Here is a 13,788-nt window from a genome sequence, read left to right on the forward strand (position 1 = left end):
CCCGGCCTCACCGCCCCCGCCGCCGAACTGCATCACGCCGCCCCCCGACGGTGATGGAGTCGTCCGCCACGATGACGTGCACCTTCGTGCCCTTCGCCGTGATGTCCGCCGTGGAGGTCACCAGGACCTCGCACGCACCGTCCGAGCACGCCGCGTAGTTCTTGCCGTCCGCCGCCTTCGGCAGCGGGCGGTCGGGCGCGGACGAGTCCCCCTCCCCGGACGACCCGTCGGGCTTCCAGCCCGGCGCGCACTGCTCGGCCTGCTCGTACGCCGCCGCGAGCCGCGGAACCTTCTTGGTCAGCGCGGGCAGGTCCGGCTCGGGCGGGGTGAGGGACTGGACCCGCTTGTCGACGTCCGCGACAGTGCTCTCGGCGTACTCCAGGCCCACCGCAGGTGACTGGGCTCCGAGCTCGTTCGCGACACTCCTCACCTTCTTCCGCAGGGCGTCGCGCAGCCGGTCGGCCGCGGGAACGCCCGACGGACCGAGGGCCTCCAGGTCACCGGCCACGGCCTCCACGTCCGCCGGTGTCGAGGTGAGGTAACTGAGGGCGTGGGCCTGGGCGAGCATCCCGGTTTCGTCGTCCGAGTCCCGGATCTCCTTCAGATCCGCGGCGCTCTCCTTCCGCAGGTTCTGGAGCGCGACCGTCGACTCGCACATGTCGCCCACCCACTCCACGAGTTCGGACGACGGCGACGATGACGGCGACCGGGTCGGCTTCGGCTCGGCCGACGCCTCGGCGGCCTTCTCGTCCGTCCCGCCCTCCCCGCACCCCCCGACGACCAGCACCAGCCCGGCGACCACGACCGCGACGCCCCTGCTCCTGCCCATCCGACGACCCCTCTTTCGTGCTGCGGCCCTTCCCGGCGAGCCCAGTTCAGTCGCGGCACGGATTGTTCGGCCACCCGGTCCGCTGGCCGAACAACGCGTCCGGGCGGTCGTCGGTGGCGGTTCTCGCGTCGGCTCAGGGCGTGTCCGGGTCCCATGCCGCCACCAGCTCCAGCAGGCCGGGAAAGCGGGCGTCGAGGTCAGCCACGCGGACGTGGCTGCGGCGTTCCAGGCCGTACTGGCGCTGGCGGGTGATGCCGGCCTCGCGCAGCGCCTTGAAGTGGTGGGTGAGGGAGGACTTGGGGCGGTCGAGGCCGAACCAGCCACAGGTGTGGTCGAACGCCTCCGACTCCAGGAGGAGCTTGCGCACGATCGTCAGGCGCAGCGGATCGCTCAGCGCGCCCAGCACTGTCTCTAGGCGCAACTCCTCGACCGCCGGCTCGGGCAGCGGTTCCGGCAGCCCTTCCGGCTCGGGCAACACCTTGATGACCGGCACGTCGTGAGCCGTGGCGGACATGGGCAGCTCCCTGTCATCCGAATCGCTTGTACGAGTTTTATCGTACCGCATGGTAGGTTCGAAAAAACTCGTACTGAGCTCGCCGAAGGGACCACCATGCCGGAAAGTCAGGCCGCACCCCGTACCCCCACCTCGGTGGTGTGGCTGGCGGCGTGGCCGGTCACCGCCGTCTTCGTGCTGTCCAACGCGGCGACCCCGCTGTACGTGCTGTGGCAGCGCGACATCGGGTTCTCCAAGGGCACCCTGACCGTCGTCTTCGCGCTCTACATCGTCGGCCTGCTCGGCTCGCTGCTCGTCTCGGGCGTGGTCTCGGACCGGCTGGGACGCAAGCCCGTGCTGTTGCCCGCGCTCGCCCTGGCGCTCGCCGCCTGCGCGATCTTCGCGACGGCCACGACGGTGACAGCGCTGATCGTCGCCCGGCTGTTCACCGGCATCGCCGTCGGCGCCGTCGTCTCCGCGGGCATGGCCGCCGTGACGGACGTGGCGGGCCCGGAGCGCAGGCGGCTGGCCGCGCTGCTGGCGTCCTGCGCGATGGTCTTCGGGGCCGGCCTGGGCCCACTGCTCGCCGGCCTGCTCTCCGAGACGCTGCCGGCGCCCACGGTGACCGTCTTCGCCGTCGAGGCGGTGCTGCTGGCCACGGCCGTCCTCGCCGTGCTGCGCATGCCCGTACGCCGTCCCGCCGTACGCGGGAAGGGCGCCTGGGTGCGCGTGCCCGCCGTGCCCCGCGGCAACGGCGTCCATCTCGCCCTGGGCATCGCGGTGTTCGCCCCCGGCATCACCGCCACGTCCTTCGTGCTGTCGCTCGGCCCCAGCCTGCTGACCGAACTGCTCGGCACCACCAGCCGGATCGTCGCCGGAGCCATGGCGTTCGTGATGTTCCTCGCCGCCACAGGCTTCCAGTTCGCCGTGCGGACGCTGCCCCGGCGCACCGTCCTGACCGCCGGTGCGATCAGCACCACCCTCGGCATGGCCGCACTGATCGTCGCCGTGCACGCCTCGTCGGTCGCCCTGCTCGTCACCTCCGCCCTGCTCGCCGGAGCCGGCCAGGGCATGGGCCAGCTCGGCGGCCTCTCACTGCTCAACTCCAGCGTCCCGCCACAGCGCCTCGCCGAGGCCAACGCCGCGCTGAACGTGGGCGGTTACCTCCCGGCCGGCCTTCTGCCGGTGTCCACGGGCTACCTCATGGACACCGTGGGCCTGCCCACCGGGGCGACCGTCTTCGGCGGCGTCCTGATGGGCCTGGCGGTCGTCGGCGCACTGGTCGTCGTGGCGGGCCACCGCCGGGTTCCCGAACCCGCGTGACCGTCAGGCACCCGCACCCGCCCCACGCATCCTCGCGCGGCGGTGCTGAGACCGGGCGTCGGCGGGAAACACTTCTTCACGCGCTCGCGTCCCACGGCACCGCAACCACCGGCGGTGCCGTGGGACGCCGGACGGCTCAGCCGAACAGCGCGTCGTACACGTCGCTCTGCCAGTACGTGACGAAGTTGGCGCTGTTGAAGTACACGCCGCCGTTGGGCAGCGGCAGCGTCGCGCCCTTGCCGATCGAGCCGTTCTGCTGCTTGTTCGCGAAGTGCACGCCCAGGGTCTTGGCGATGTAGCCCTCGTCGCCGTCAGGGGAGGAGGTCCCGATGCCGGCGTACCCGGACTCGCCGGGAGCCAGGGTCACCACGGCCTGGGGCTTGCTGGAGTCCAGCCACGGGACGGGGGCCTGGGCGCCGGCGCCGGCGGCCAGGTAGGGCGCGCCGTAGAGGTTGCAGGGCTTGGTGCCGGTGTTGGTGGCCGTGAGCAGCAGGGTGTTGATGGGCCGGGGGACGTCCTTGACGGTCAGTTCCGTGTTCGCCGCGGTGCAGCTGGCGGTCACGGGTGCCTGCTGCGGGGTGGCGGCGGAGGCCGTCTGGCCCGCGGCCTGGACACCGACGAGCGTGAAAGCGGCGGCAGCGACCAGGGAGGAGGCGGCCACGCGGGTGGTGGAGCGCTGTGCGATACGCATGCGATGAACTGCTTTCTCTGAGTTTCGAGTTTCCTGAGTTCCGAATTTCCGGAACGGAATATTCCGGTTCATGGGTGTCGGTCGGACAGATGTGCGGCCGAAACCGGAAGTTGAGATCGGCGTCACCGCCCTCGAACGGGGCGGCGTGCTTGGATGACCCAAGCCTGTGCCACGTTCCGTCCCACCCGCCATTCCAACCGGACCTTTGGAACGCTGGGATGGCAGCACCGGCTCTGACCAGGGGGAACGTCCCACTCGTGGGATGCCGAGCGAGATGGAGGACCGGTGGGGGCGGCTGAGGAGACAGCTGATTTCGCTGCGCTTCTACGCGAGTTGAAGCAGCGTTCGGGGCTGAGCTACGAAGCTCTGGCCAAGCGCGCGCACATGAGCACGTCGACGCTGCACCGCTACTGCAAGGGGGAGGGGGTGCCGGCCGACTACGCGTCGGTCTCGCGTTTCGCGCGGCTGTGCAAGGCGACCCCGGAGGAAGCGGTCGAGCTGCACCGTCGATGGGTCGTGGCCGACGCGGCGCGGGAACGCTCCCGGCGGGCCGCGGCGGACAGGGCGGAGGAAGGGACTCCGGCCGCCGCGGGCCAGGACCGCGTGCCCCGACCCGGCTCCGAGCCGGAGGGGGCTCCCGGAGCCGTGGCGGGACCTGGGGCCGACTCCGAGTCGGCTGTCCTGCCGGGATCCGGGGCGGCTGTGGTGGCGGAGCCGGGGGTGGCCGCGTCCGTACCGGGGGCCGGGAGCCTGCCCGGATCCGGTGCGGAAGCACCACCGGAAGCGGGCGGGCCCACGCGGCGTCCGGTACCGCGCCGCTCAGCCTTCCGCAAGCGGCGGGTCGTGGTCGCCGCGAGCACCCTGGCCGTGGTCGCCCTGACGACGGCGGTCCTGGAGAACATCGACACCGGCGGGGACCCGGGCGGCCGGCGCGTGCCCACCGTGGCCGGGTCCACCGATCTCCACGCACCGCACGGATCGGCGTCCCCGTCCGCGTCCCCCTCGGCGCGGCCGAGCCGGTCTCCGGACTCCAGGACGCCGAGCGCGAAGCCGCCCGGGTCGGCGTCGGCGTCGGGGTCGGCCGGCCACGGTGCGGCCCCGGCCCCGGACACCGTCCCGGACCCCGTCCCGGACGATGACTCCGTGCCGCTGACGGTGAGCGCCCGTGCCCACGACTGGGATGCCTACTGCGGGACGTTCTACATGGTCGACCGGCCCCCCGCCCAGGTCCCCCTGCCACCGCCGACGGTGCAGGACGGCCCGAAATGGGCGAGCGATGTCGGTGCCGTATCCGCCGGGAAGCACCGTGTGTCGGTGACCGTCCAGGGCACCGGGGACAAGGCCGTGGTCATCGAGTCGCTGCACGTCCGTGTGGTCGGCTCGGCCGCGCCCTTGGCCTGGACCGCGTACGAGATGGGGTCGGGCTGCGGCGGAGGGGTGGAACCGAGGGAGTTCGGGTTGGACCTCGACGCGGCACAGCCCACAGTGGCACCGAAGGGCGGCCAGCGCGGCTTCCCCTACAAGGTCAGCCAGTCCGACCCCGAGGTGCTGTACGTCACCGCCCACACCGGCACCCGCGATGTGAAGTGGCAACTGGAGCTGCAGTGGAGCAGCGGCGGTCGCCAGGGGACGATAGAGATCACGGACGGCGGGAAGCCCTTCCGCACCACCTCCAAGACCGGCCGTCCGCATTATGTCTACGTGCCCGGCCAAGGCGGAGGCGAATGGGAAGCCTCCAGGCCGTGACCGCGCGCGTGCGACGATCCCCGGGTGAATGATCTACGCCTCCGCCCGGCCGCCGAGACCGACCTCTCCGCCCTCGTCCGCCTCCGCGACGACGCGGCCCGCTGGATGCTGGCCCGCGGCATCACCGGGCAATGGCGGCCGGGGGAACTGGACGAAGACCACTTCCGCCAGGTCATGACACACGGCGAGGTCTGGCTCGCGGAGGCCGGCGGGCGCGTCGCCGGAGCCTGGGAGCTGTGGTGGGAGGACGAGGCCGCTTGGGGGCCTCAGCCGCCCGTGGCCGGGTACGTGCACCGGCTCATGGTGGACCGGAACACCACCGCGCCGGGCACCGGGCGGTTGCTGCTGGAGGCCGCGGAACGCCGGGTGGCCGAGGCCGGACGGACCCGCGTCCGCCTGGACTGCCTGGCGGGCAACGCACAGCTCAACGCCTATTACCAGGCCGCCGGTTACCGTGTGGTGGGCCACAAGGAGGGCAAGCCGCAGCCGGGCGGTGCGCCCAAGTCCTTCACGCTGCTGGAGAAGGAACTCCCGCGCCCCACAGCCCCGAGGACCGCCGGCCACACCGGTTAGGGTGAGCCGAGTGGAGCTCCTGCACCTGCGCTATTTCGTCGCCGTCGCCCAAGAACTGAACTTCTCCACCGCTGCCCGCAAACTGCACATGGCGGCGTCCCCGCTGAGCCGGCGCATCAAGGATCTCGAGAACGAGCTCGGACACCGGTTGTTCGACCGCGACACCCACCATGTGCGGCTCACCCCGGCGGGCAGCGCGCTGCTGCCGATCGCCCGCGGTGTGCTGGAGCAGGTCGACTCCATCCAGTGGCGGCTGGACGAGACGACCCGGCCGCGGCGGACCACCCTGCTGCTCGGCGTCCCCAGCGGTATCCATCCGGACCTGCGGGAACGGATGGACGCCCTCGCCGAGCGGGTCGGCGACCGGTTCGAGATCAAACGCTGGCCGGGCGGCACCGAGCGGCTGGTCGACGCGGTGTGCGACGGCAGACTGGCGCTCACCCTGGCCCGGCTCCCGGTCGGCGGCGACCCGGCCCTGGAGCAGCTGCCGGTGATGTCGGAGCGGCTCGGCGCGGTCGTGCCCAGGGACCGGTTCCCGGGGCGGGAGTCGATCGCCCTGGCCGAACTGTCCGGACTCGCCTACGCGGGCTCGCCCACGGCCGTGACCAACGCGTATTTCCGCGGCCTCGACCAGCAGCTGGCCGAGCTCGGCATCAAGAAACGGGTCGAAATCGGCAGCGCTACTTTCGACGGTGTTTCCGAGATAGTCTCCAGTGGCCTGGCATTCTCCATTTCCATGCTGGATCAGCGAAGCCCTGTTCAGAATTACCGTCTCGATAATGTGGCCGTTCTTCCCTTCTCGGATTTTCATCCCCAGCTGGAGACCGGGCTGCTGTGGCGCAAGGACCGGGCGCACGGCGGTGACCTGGAGGAAGTCGTCGCCGCCGCTCACGAGATCTTTGCCGAGCCGCTCCGCGCCTGACTCGGCCAAGTATTCGAAAAGTATTCGCCAAGGCGGTATGACCACTGTGGTCATACCGCCTTTCGTTCATTGGTCACTCCATTCGCTTCCGTTTTCCATTCCCCCCTTGCTAGCTTAGTTTCCAGATACACACATACAGGTGAAGTGAGGAGTGGAAGGAAACGATGACGGACATCAAGGACACCGTCGCCGGCCCCCTGGAGGGCGTCCGCGTGATCGACCTCTCGACCGTGGTGATGGGCCCCTACGCGGCACAGATCCTCGGCGACCTGGGCGCCGACGTGATCAAGATCGAGTCGCCCGCCGACACCGTGCGCGTGGGCCACTACCGCACCACGCCGGGCATGACCCCGCTGAACCTCAACGTCAACCGCAACAAGCGCAGCGTGGCCCTCAACCTCAAGGAGGAGACGGACCGGGAGCGGGCGCTGCGGCTGATCGACACCGCGGACGTGCTGATCACCAACATGCGGCCGGGCGCGCTGCACCGCCTCGGCCTGTCCTACGACGACATCGCCGCCCGCAACCCCGGGCTCGTCTACGCGCACGCCCAGGGCTTCCGCAGCGACTCGGACCGGGCCGGCAACGCCGCCTACGACGAGACCGTGCAGGCCGCGTCCGGCCTGGTCGACATCGCCGACCGGGCGCTGGGCGAGCCCGTCTACCTGCCGACCATCATCGGCGACAAGGTCTCCTCACTGACCATCGCCTACAGTGTGCTCGCCGCCCTGCTGCACCGGAACAGGACCGGGCAGGGCCAGCTCGTCGAGATCCCGATGACGGACACCCTGATCGCGTTCAACCTCGTCGAGCACCTGGCGGGACACACCCACGTGCCCGAGACGGGCCCCACCGGCTTCGCCCTGTCGATGCTGAAGGGCCACAAGGCGGTGCGCACCAAGGACGGCCTGGCCTGCGTCATGCCGTACAACCCGCAGAACTACCGGGACTTCCTCACCGCCGCCGGGCGCCCGGACCTCGCCGAGGACCCGCGAGTGAACGGGGACGCCATCGACAGCGCCGACCACGAGGACCTGGCCGCGCTCCTGGAGGCCTGCGCCCCGGCGCTGACCACCGAGGAGTGGGCGGAGGTGTGCGCGAAGCACAGCATCCCGATGGCCCCCGTGCTGGAACTGGACCGCGCCCACGACGACCCCTACGTCCGCGACGGCCACCTCCTCGACACCGTCGAGCACCCGAGCGAGGGCACCGTCCGCACCATCGGCATCCCGCTGCGCTTCTCCGCCACGCCCGGCTCGATCCGCCGTCTGGCGCCGGTCGCCGGCCAGGACACCGAGGACGTCCTCGCCGAGCTCGACGCCGCCGCCCGCTGACCGTCACAGGAGGACAGCCATGAGCACACCCACCACTCCCGTACGCACCGAACGGATCGGCTCCACCCTGCTGATCACCCTCGACCGCCCCGAGGCCCGCAACGCCGTCAACGCCGCGGTCGCCACCGGCCTGACCGCCGCACTGGACGAACTGGAGGCCGACCCCGAGCTGCGGGCCGGCGTCCTGACCGGCGAGGGCGGCACGTTCAGCGCCGGCATGGACCTCAAGGCCGCGCTGCGCGGCGAGTCGCCCGAGGTCGAAGGCCGCGGCTTCGGCGGACTGACCGAGGCCGAACTTGCCAAGCCCCTGATCGCCGCCGTGGAGGGCTACGCCATGGGCGGCGGCTTCGAACTGGCCCTGGCCTGCGACCTGATCGTCGCGGCCGAGGACGCCCGGTTCGGCCTGCCCGAGGTCAAGCGCGGGCTGATCGCCGCGGGCGGCGGCGTGATCCGGCTGCCCAAGCGCATCCCGCACCACCTGGCCATGGAACTCCTGCTGACCGGCGAGCCCGTCGACGGCCGCCGCGCCGGCGACCTGGGCCTGGCGGGCCGGGTCACCGCCACCGGACAGGCCGTCGCCGAGGCGCTCCACCTGGCCGAACGGCTCGCGGAGAACGCCCCGCTCGCGCTGGCGGCCGTCAAGCGCGTCGTCCGCGCCGCCGACGGCGCTCCCGACGCCGACGCCTTCGCCTTCCAGCGCGGGGAGATGAAGACCCTGATGGCCTCGGCGGACGTACGCGAGGGCATGACCGCCTTCGCCGAGCGCCGCCCCGCGCGGTGGACGGGACGGTGAGGCGCCATGCAGACCGAGGACGTACGGCGGCACCTGACCACCCCGCTCACCAGCCCGGCGTACGCGCCGACGATCCCGCGGTTCACCGACCGGGAGTACCTCAACGTCGTCTACCGCACCGACCCCGACGCGCTGCGGGCCGTCGTCCCCGAACCGCTGCGGATCGGTGAACCCCTGGTCCGGTTCGAGGTCATGAAGATGGGCGACGTCAGCGGATACGGCCCCTACACGGAGGCCGGACAGGCCATCCCCGTCAGCTTCGAGGGCGAGCAGGGCGAGTACCTGCACGCGATGTACCTCGACAACTTCCCGGCGACCGCCTCCGGCCGCGAGGTCTCCGCCTACCCGAAGGTGCTCGGCTCCCCGGCGCTCACCGTCGACTCCGGCGCGCTCGTCGGCACCCTCGACCACGGCAGCCTGCGGGTCGCCACCGCGACCATGGGCTACAAGCACCACGAGCTGGACCGGCGGGAGGCCCGGGCACAGATCACCGTGCCGACCTTCATGCTCAAGACGATTCCCGGCTACGACGGTTCACCGCGGGTGCAGGAACTCGTCCGCACGCGCATCACCGACGTCACCGTCAAGGAGGCGTGGACCGGCCCGGCCCGGCTCCAGCTGTTCCAGCACGTGCTCGCCCCGCTGGCCGACCTGCCGGTGCTGGAGGTCGTCTCCGCGAGCCACATCCTCACCGACCTGACGCTGTCCGGCGCCGAGCCGGTCCACGACTACCTGAAGGGAGCCGCGTCATGACCCGCACCTTCCGTACGGCCGCGGTGATCGGCGCCGGGACCATCGGACTGTCCTGGACGGCGCTGTTCGCCGCGCACGGCCTGACGGTCCGGGTGAGCGACCCGCGACCGGACCTCGCCGAGGCCGTGGACGAGGCCCTGGCGCGGTCCGCCCCGCACCTGGCCGCCCGCGGCCTGGACGTGACGGACCTCGCCGGCCGGGTGCACATCGCCGCCGGCGTCACCGACGCGGTCCGGGACGCGGACGTCGTACAGGAGAACGGACCCGAGCGGATCGAGTTCAAGCAGGACCTGTTCGCCACCCTGGCCCGGGAAGCACCCGGCCACGCGCTGCTGCTCAGCTCCTCGTCGGCCATCCCGTCGACCGAGTTCACCAAGGAGCTGGCGGACGACGCCGCCGCCCGCGTGCTGATCGGCCACCCCTTCAACCCGCCGCACCTGGTCCCGCTCGTCGAGGTCGTGCCCGGGGAGCGCACCGGCGAGGAAGCCGTGAAGGCCGCGGTGGACTTCTACACCTCGGTCGGCCGCACCCCGGTCGTCGAGCGCAAGGAGATCCCCGGCTTCGTCGGGAACCGGCTGCAGAACGCGCTCAGCCGCGAGGCCGTGTACCTCGTCGAGCAGGGCGTGGTGACGCCCGAGGAGCTCGACACGGTGATGACCAACTCGCTGGGGCTGCGCTGGGCCACGGTCGGGCCGTTCCTCGGCTCGCACCTGGGCGGCGGACCCGGCGGCTACCGGCACATGGCCGAGCACATCGGCGCCTCGATGAAGCGGATGTGGGCGGACCTCGGCACCCCGTCACAGAACGACGAACAACAAGAAAGGCTCATCGCAGCCGTGGAACAGGCCTACGGCTCCGCCACGTACCCGGAACTCACCGAGACGCGTGACCGCAGGCAACTCGCCGTCCTGTCCGCCCTGGACAGCACGGACAAGGAGGAGAACTGAGATGACCACCACCATCGAACCGCTCGAAGACCAGCTCACCGCCGACTTCTACGCCTACGAGGCGCTGCTTCCGGACGAGGAGCGCAAGATCCTCCTCAAGGCCCGCGCCCTCATGCGCGACGAGATCAAGCCGCTCGTCAACGACAACTGGGCCAAGGGCGAGTTCCCCAGGGAACTCATCACCCTGTTCCGTGAGAGCGGCCTGGCCGGTCTGTCGTACGAGGGCTACGGCGAGCACCGCCCCGCTGTCAGCAACCTCCTCAGCGGCGTGCTCGCCATGGAGATGACCCGCACCGACGCCTCCGTGGCCACCTTCTTCGGCGTCCACAACGGCCTGGCCATGTACTCCGTCCACTCGGGCGGCGACCAGGAACAGCGCGACCGCTGGCTCCCGGCCATGGCGGCCATGGACAAGATCGGCGCGTTCGCGATGACCGAGCCCCTCGGCGGTTCCGACGTCGCGGGCGGCATGCGCACCACCGCACGGCGCGAGGGCGACACCTGGGTCCTGAACGGCGCCAAGAAGTGGATCGGCAACGCGACCTTCGCCGACTACGTCGTCGTGTGGGCGCGGGACGTCGACGACAACCACGTCAAGGGCTTCGTCGTCGAGAAGGGCACGCCCGGCTTCGAACCGGCGAAGATCGAGGGCAAGACCGCCTTCCGGATCGTCGAGAACGCCGAGATCACCCTGACCGACGTCCGGGTACCGGAGGCGAACCGCCTGCAGAACATCAACTCCTTCCGCGACGTCGCCGAGATCCTGCGCGCGACCCGTGCCGGGGTGGCCTGGCAGGCCCTCGGCGTCATGGCCGGTGCCTACGAACTCGCCCTGGACTACGCCCGGGAGCGTCAGCAGTTCGGCCGTCCGATCGGCGGTTTCCAGCTCGTGCAGGACCTGCTGGTGAAGAGCCTCGGCAACATCACCGCGTCCTGGGGGATGCTGGTGCAGCTCGCCCGGCTGCAGGACGCCGGCATCTTCCGCGACGAACACTCCGCCCTGGCCAAGGCGTTCGTCACCTCCCGGATGCGGGAGGTCGTGGCCTGGAGCCGTGAGATCTTCGGCGGCAACGGCATCCTGCTGGACCACGACATCGCCCGCTTCTTCGCCGACGCCGAGGCGATCTACTCCTTCGAGGGCACCCGCGAGATGAACACCCTGATCGTCGGCAAGGCGATCACGGGCCAGAGCGCCTTCGTGTAAAACCCCGCAGGGACACGACCGTTCCGGATGAACCGGCGGTTCGGACGAAGCAACCCCAGGTCTTGGGCCTGGGGTTTCGTCATACGTCCGGTTCCGCCGCCCCCCGGGCCGACGGAACCGGACGCCTCACCGACTACTCCCCGCTACGGCTCACCGCGCCGGGCGCTGCCACCACGCGACCGTCGCGTCGCGCAGGGTGTTGGTGCCGCAGTGCACCTCGCCCATGCCGAGGTGGTACGTGTACCAGTCGTCGATGTACGACACCTTCAGGCCGACCCGCTGGTAAGCGGCCGTGACGGCCTCCGTGAAGATGTCCTTGCCGCCGATGACGGGCCCCCACTGGCGCGGGGCGAGGTAGCGGTCGCGCGCCAGGAGCACGCCGTTGACCGCACCGGGAACGTACGCGCTGGTCGTCACCGTCACCGCGGCCGCCGCACGCGGGGCGGCCGGGTTCTCGGCGAGCCACTTCTGCTGGCCGTGGTCCCCGAGGCTGTCCACGAGGTCGGAGCCGGCCCCCATGCGCGTCAGCCGCGGCACGGGAATCTCCTGGCCCTCGGCGGTCAGAGCCTCCGAGTCGCGGGTGTACAGCGCGGGCACCCGCACGATCTCCTCGTCGGTGACCCCCGTCTCGCGCTTGAGGATCTCCAGGTTGGCCGCGATGCGCCGCGCCGCCATCTCGTTGTCGGCCACCAGGTGACGGGAGCCGAGCGCCTGGTCGATGGTCTCCTTGGGCGCCGGGCTGTCACTCCGGCCCGGGATGGAGAACATCTTCGTCTTGCCGTGACCGTCGCGCTTGGCGTCGCGCAGCATCCGCAGCCCCGCCTCCGGGTCGGCGACGCCCATGCGCCAGCCGCGCGGGGTGTCGGCGGGCAGGAACTGCACGAACTCGTCGACGTGCCCCACGCCCAGCCAGGAGGTGTCCAGCAGCAGCGGATCCTGCAAGCCCTGCGACTTCAGCATCGTCCGCATCACCTTCGACGGGCGGGCCCCGCTGTCCTTGCGCTCGCCCATGATGATCCGCCCGGCCGGGAACGAGCGCCCGCCGTGCGCGTAGGGCGGGATGGTCTCCAGGTTCCCCATGGAGTTGAGCGACCAGTCGTCGGGCTCCGCCCGGTCGGTCACCTGCACGACACCGACGTCCCGGCCGCGCACCTTCTCGAACAGCTCCCGGCCCGCGTCCCGGTCCGGCTGGGCGGAACGCAGCATCACGCGCATCACGTGCCGCTGACCGCCCGGCCCGGTCATGCTCACGTAGGCCGGTTCGACGAAGTCCTGGGCCCAGGGGTCGGCGTACTTCGTGAAGGTGACCAGCGGTGTGGTGATGCCGGCGTTCTTGACCTCCTTCGCGAGGTCGGCGACGAACTTCTGCTGGAGGCGGCTGTAGGGGCCCTCGCCCTGGACCTCGGTCACCATCACCTGCTGGGTGTTCTGCAGGTGATGGTGGGTCAGCAGCGGCGCGACGCGCAGGGTCACGGCGTCGGAGGTGGACTTCTGCCCGGACGTCACCGTCAGCCGGACCACCGCACGGCCGTCCCACTTCGCGCTGTCCCGGACGACATCGGTGCCCTCGAGACCGAACTCCGCTCCGGAACGCAGCTCGGCGGCGGTCAGCCGGGTCTTGGACGTCACGGGGATCCACGTGCCGGAACGCTTGAGGAAGAGGCGGGCGTGCGTGCCTCCCGTGGTGACCTTCAGACTGCCCTTGGCGTCCGCGGGCAGACCCGGCAGGGGGACGGAACGGACCCGCGCGAGGTCGGCGGCGTCCGCGCTGCCGTTGACCTTGGTGTCGGAGCCGTCGTTGCACGCGGCCAGCTTGGCGTCGGACAGCGGCTTGCCGCCCGGCGCGGTCACCGGACACCGCTTGGCGTCGTCGTCGATGTTGGGCAGGTACACAGCTCCACGCCCGACGGACCAGGTGTCCTCACCGTTCTTGTCGCTGCCGCCGGTGACGTCGACCCGTCCGTCGCGGTTCACATCCGCCCGCAGATCGGCCCGGCCGCCCGTCTCGGCGGCGAAGGCGGAGCCGGCCGGCCCCGCCAGCACGGATCCCGCGGCGGCGAGAGCCAGGACGACCGACCCGGCCGGGTACAGGCGCGAAGGTCTACGTGTACGTATACGCGTACGTGAACGCACGGCACGTTCCTCTCGGTTGGGGGGTTCGCTGTGCAAGAGGGGGAACA

13 protein-coding genes are annotated in these 13,788 nt (G+C 71.1%); 9 read left to right on the forward strand and 4 right to left on the reverse strand.

Annotated elements, in window-relative coordinates:
* Positions 1–7: 7 nt before the first annotated feature.
* Together HDA41_RS21155 and HDA41_RS21160 are read right to left on the reverse strand one after the other, a co-directional pair.
* Positions 8–829, reverse strand: coding sequence for a hypothetical protein (locus tag HDA41_RS21155; RefSeq protein ID WP_230299471.1), 822 nt, complete (start codon positions 827–829; stop codon positions 8–10).
* 133 nt (positions 830–962) lie between these two features.
* Entirely contained in the window at positions 963–1,343 is a 381-nt protein-coding gene (locus tag HDA41_RS21160; protein ID WP_184986129.1) for an ArsR/SmtB family transcription factor, read from the reverse strand.
* A 96-nt stretch (positions 1,344–1,439) separates the two neighbouring features.
* Between HDA41_RS21160 and HDA41_RS21165 the strand changes: the two genes are divergently transcribed.
* Entirely contained in the window at positions 1,440–2,645 is a 1,206-nt protein-coding gene (locus HDA41_RS21165) for an MFS transporter (protein WP_184986131.1), read from the forward strand.
* 136 nt (positions 2,646–2,781) lie between these two features.
* On the opposite strand, the gene HDA41_RS21170 is transcribed toward HDA41_RS21165, so the two are convergent.
* Positions 2,782–3,336 carry a DUF4232 domain-containing protein gene (locus tag HDA41_RS21170; protein WP_184986133.1) on the reverse strand — a complete coding sequence of 185 codons (555 nt, stop codon included), beginning with the start codon at positions 3,334–3,336 and terminating at the stop codon, positions 2,782–2,784.
* A 285-nt stretch (positions 3,337–3,621) separates the two neighbouring features.
* Here HDA41_RS21170 and HDA41_RS21175 point away from each other — a divergent pair, with 285 nt between their 5' ends.
* The 8 genes from HDA41_RS21175 (at position 3,622) to HDA41_RS21210 (ending at position 11,608) form a co-directional block, all read left to right on the forward strand.
* Positions 3,622–5,082, forward strand: a complete 1,461-nt coding sequence (locus HDA41_RS21175) for a transcriptional regulator (protein WP_184986135.1) — start codon at positions 3,622–3,624, stop codon at positions 5,080–5,082.
* A gap of 24 nt (positions 5,083–5,106) precedes the next feature.
* Complete coding sequence (locus HDA41_RS21180) at positions 5,107–5,655, forward strand: GNAT family N-acetyltransferase (protein ID WP_184986137.1); 549 nt, start codon at positions 5,107–5,109, stop codon at positions 5,653–5,655.
* 10 nt (positions 5,656–5,665) lie between these two features.
* Positions 5,666–6,577: a LysR family transcriptional regulator gene (locus HDA41_RS21185; protein WP_184986139.1), complete on the forward strand. Its 912-nt coding sequence runs from the start codon at positions 5,666–5,668 to the stop codon at positions 6,575–6,577.
* Between the two features lie 164 nt (positions 6,578–6,741).
* Positions 6,742–7,911, forward strand: a complete 1,170-nt coding sequence (locus HDA41_RS21190; RefSeq protein ID WP_184986141.1) for a CaiB/BaiF CoA transferase family protein — start codon at positions 6,742–6,744, stop codon at positions 7,909–7,911.
* Between the two features lie 19 nt (positions 7,912–7,930).
* On the forward strand, positions 7,931–8,704 hold the full coding sequence (locus HDA41_RS21195; RefSeq protein ID WP_184986143.1) for a crotonase/enoyl-CoA hydratase family protein: 774 nt from the start codon (positions 7,931–7,933) through the stop codon (positions 8,702–8,704).
* A gap of 6 nt (positions 8,705–8,710) precedes the next feature.
* The gene (locus HDA41_RS21200) at positions 8,711–9,457 is read left to right on the forward strand and encodes an acetoacetate decarboxylase (RefSeq protein WP_184986145.1); all 747 of its coding nucleotides are present in this window, start codon (positions 8,711–8,713) and stop codon (positions 9,455–9,457) included.
* Entirely contained in the window at positions 9,454–10,404 is a 951-nt protein-coding gene (locus tag HDA41_RS21205; protein WP_184986147.1) for a 3-hydroxyacyl-CoA dehydrogenase NAD-binding domain-containing protein, read from the forward strand. The genes HDA41_RS21200 and HDA41_RS21205 overlap by 4 nt, the downstream gene beginning before the upstream one ends.
* Before the next feature lies 1 nt (position 10,405).
* A complete protein-coding gene (locus tag HDA41_RS21210) occupies positions 10,406–11,608 on the forward strand; it encodes an acyl-CoA dehydrogenase family protein (protein WP_184986149.1) in 1,203 nt (400 codons plus the stop codon).
* A 150-nt stretch (positions 11,609–11,758) separates the two neighbouring features.
* Here HDA41_RS21210 and HDA41_RS21215 read toward each other — a convergent pair whose 3' ends face one another.
* Positions 11,759–13,741, reverse strand: coding sequence for a protein-arginine deiminase domain-containing protein (locus HDA41_RS21215; RefSeq protein ID WP_376706805.1), 1,983 nt, complete (start codon positions 13,739–13,741; stop codon positions 11,759–11,761).
* Positions 13,742–13,788: the final 47 nt, after the last annotated feature.

Source organism: Streptomyces caelestis (assembly GCF_014205255.1).
Taxonomy (GTDB): domain Bacteria; phylum Actinomycetota; class Actinomycetes; order Streptomycetales; family Streptomycetaceae; genus Streptomyces; species Streptomyces caelestis.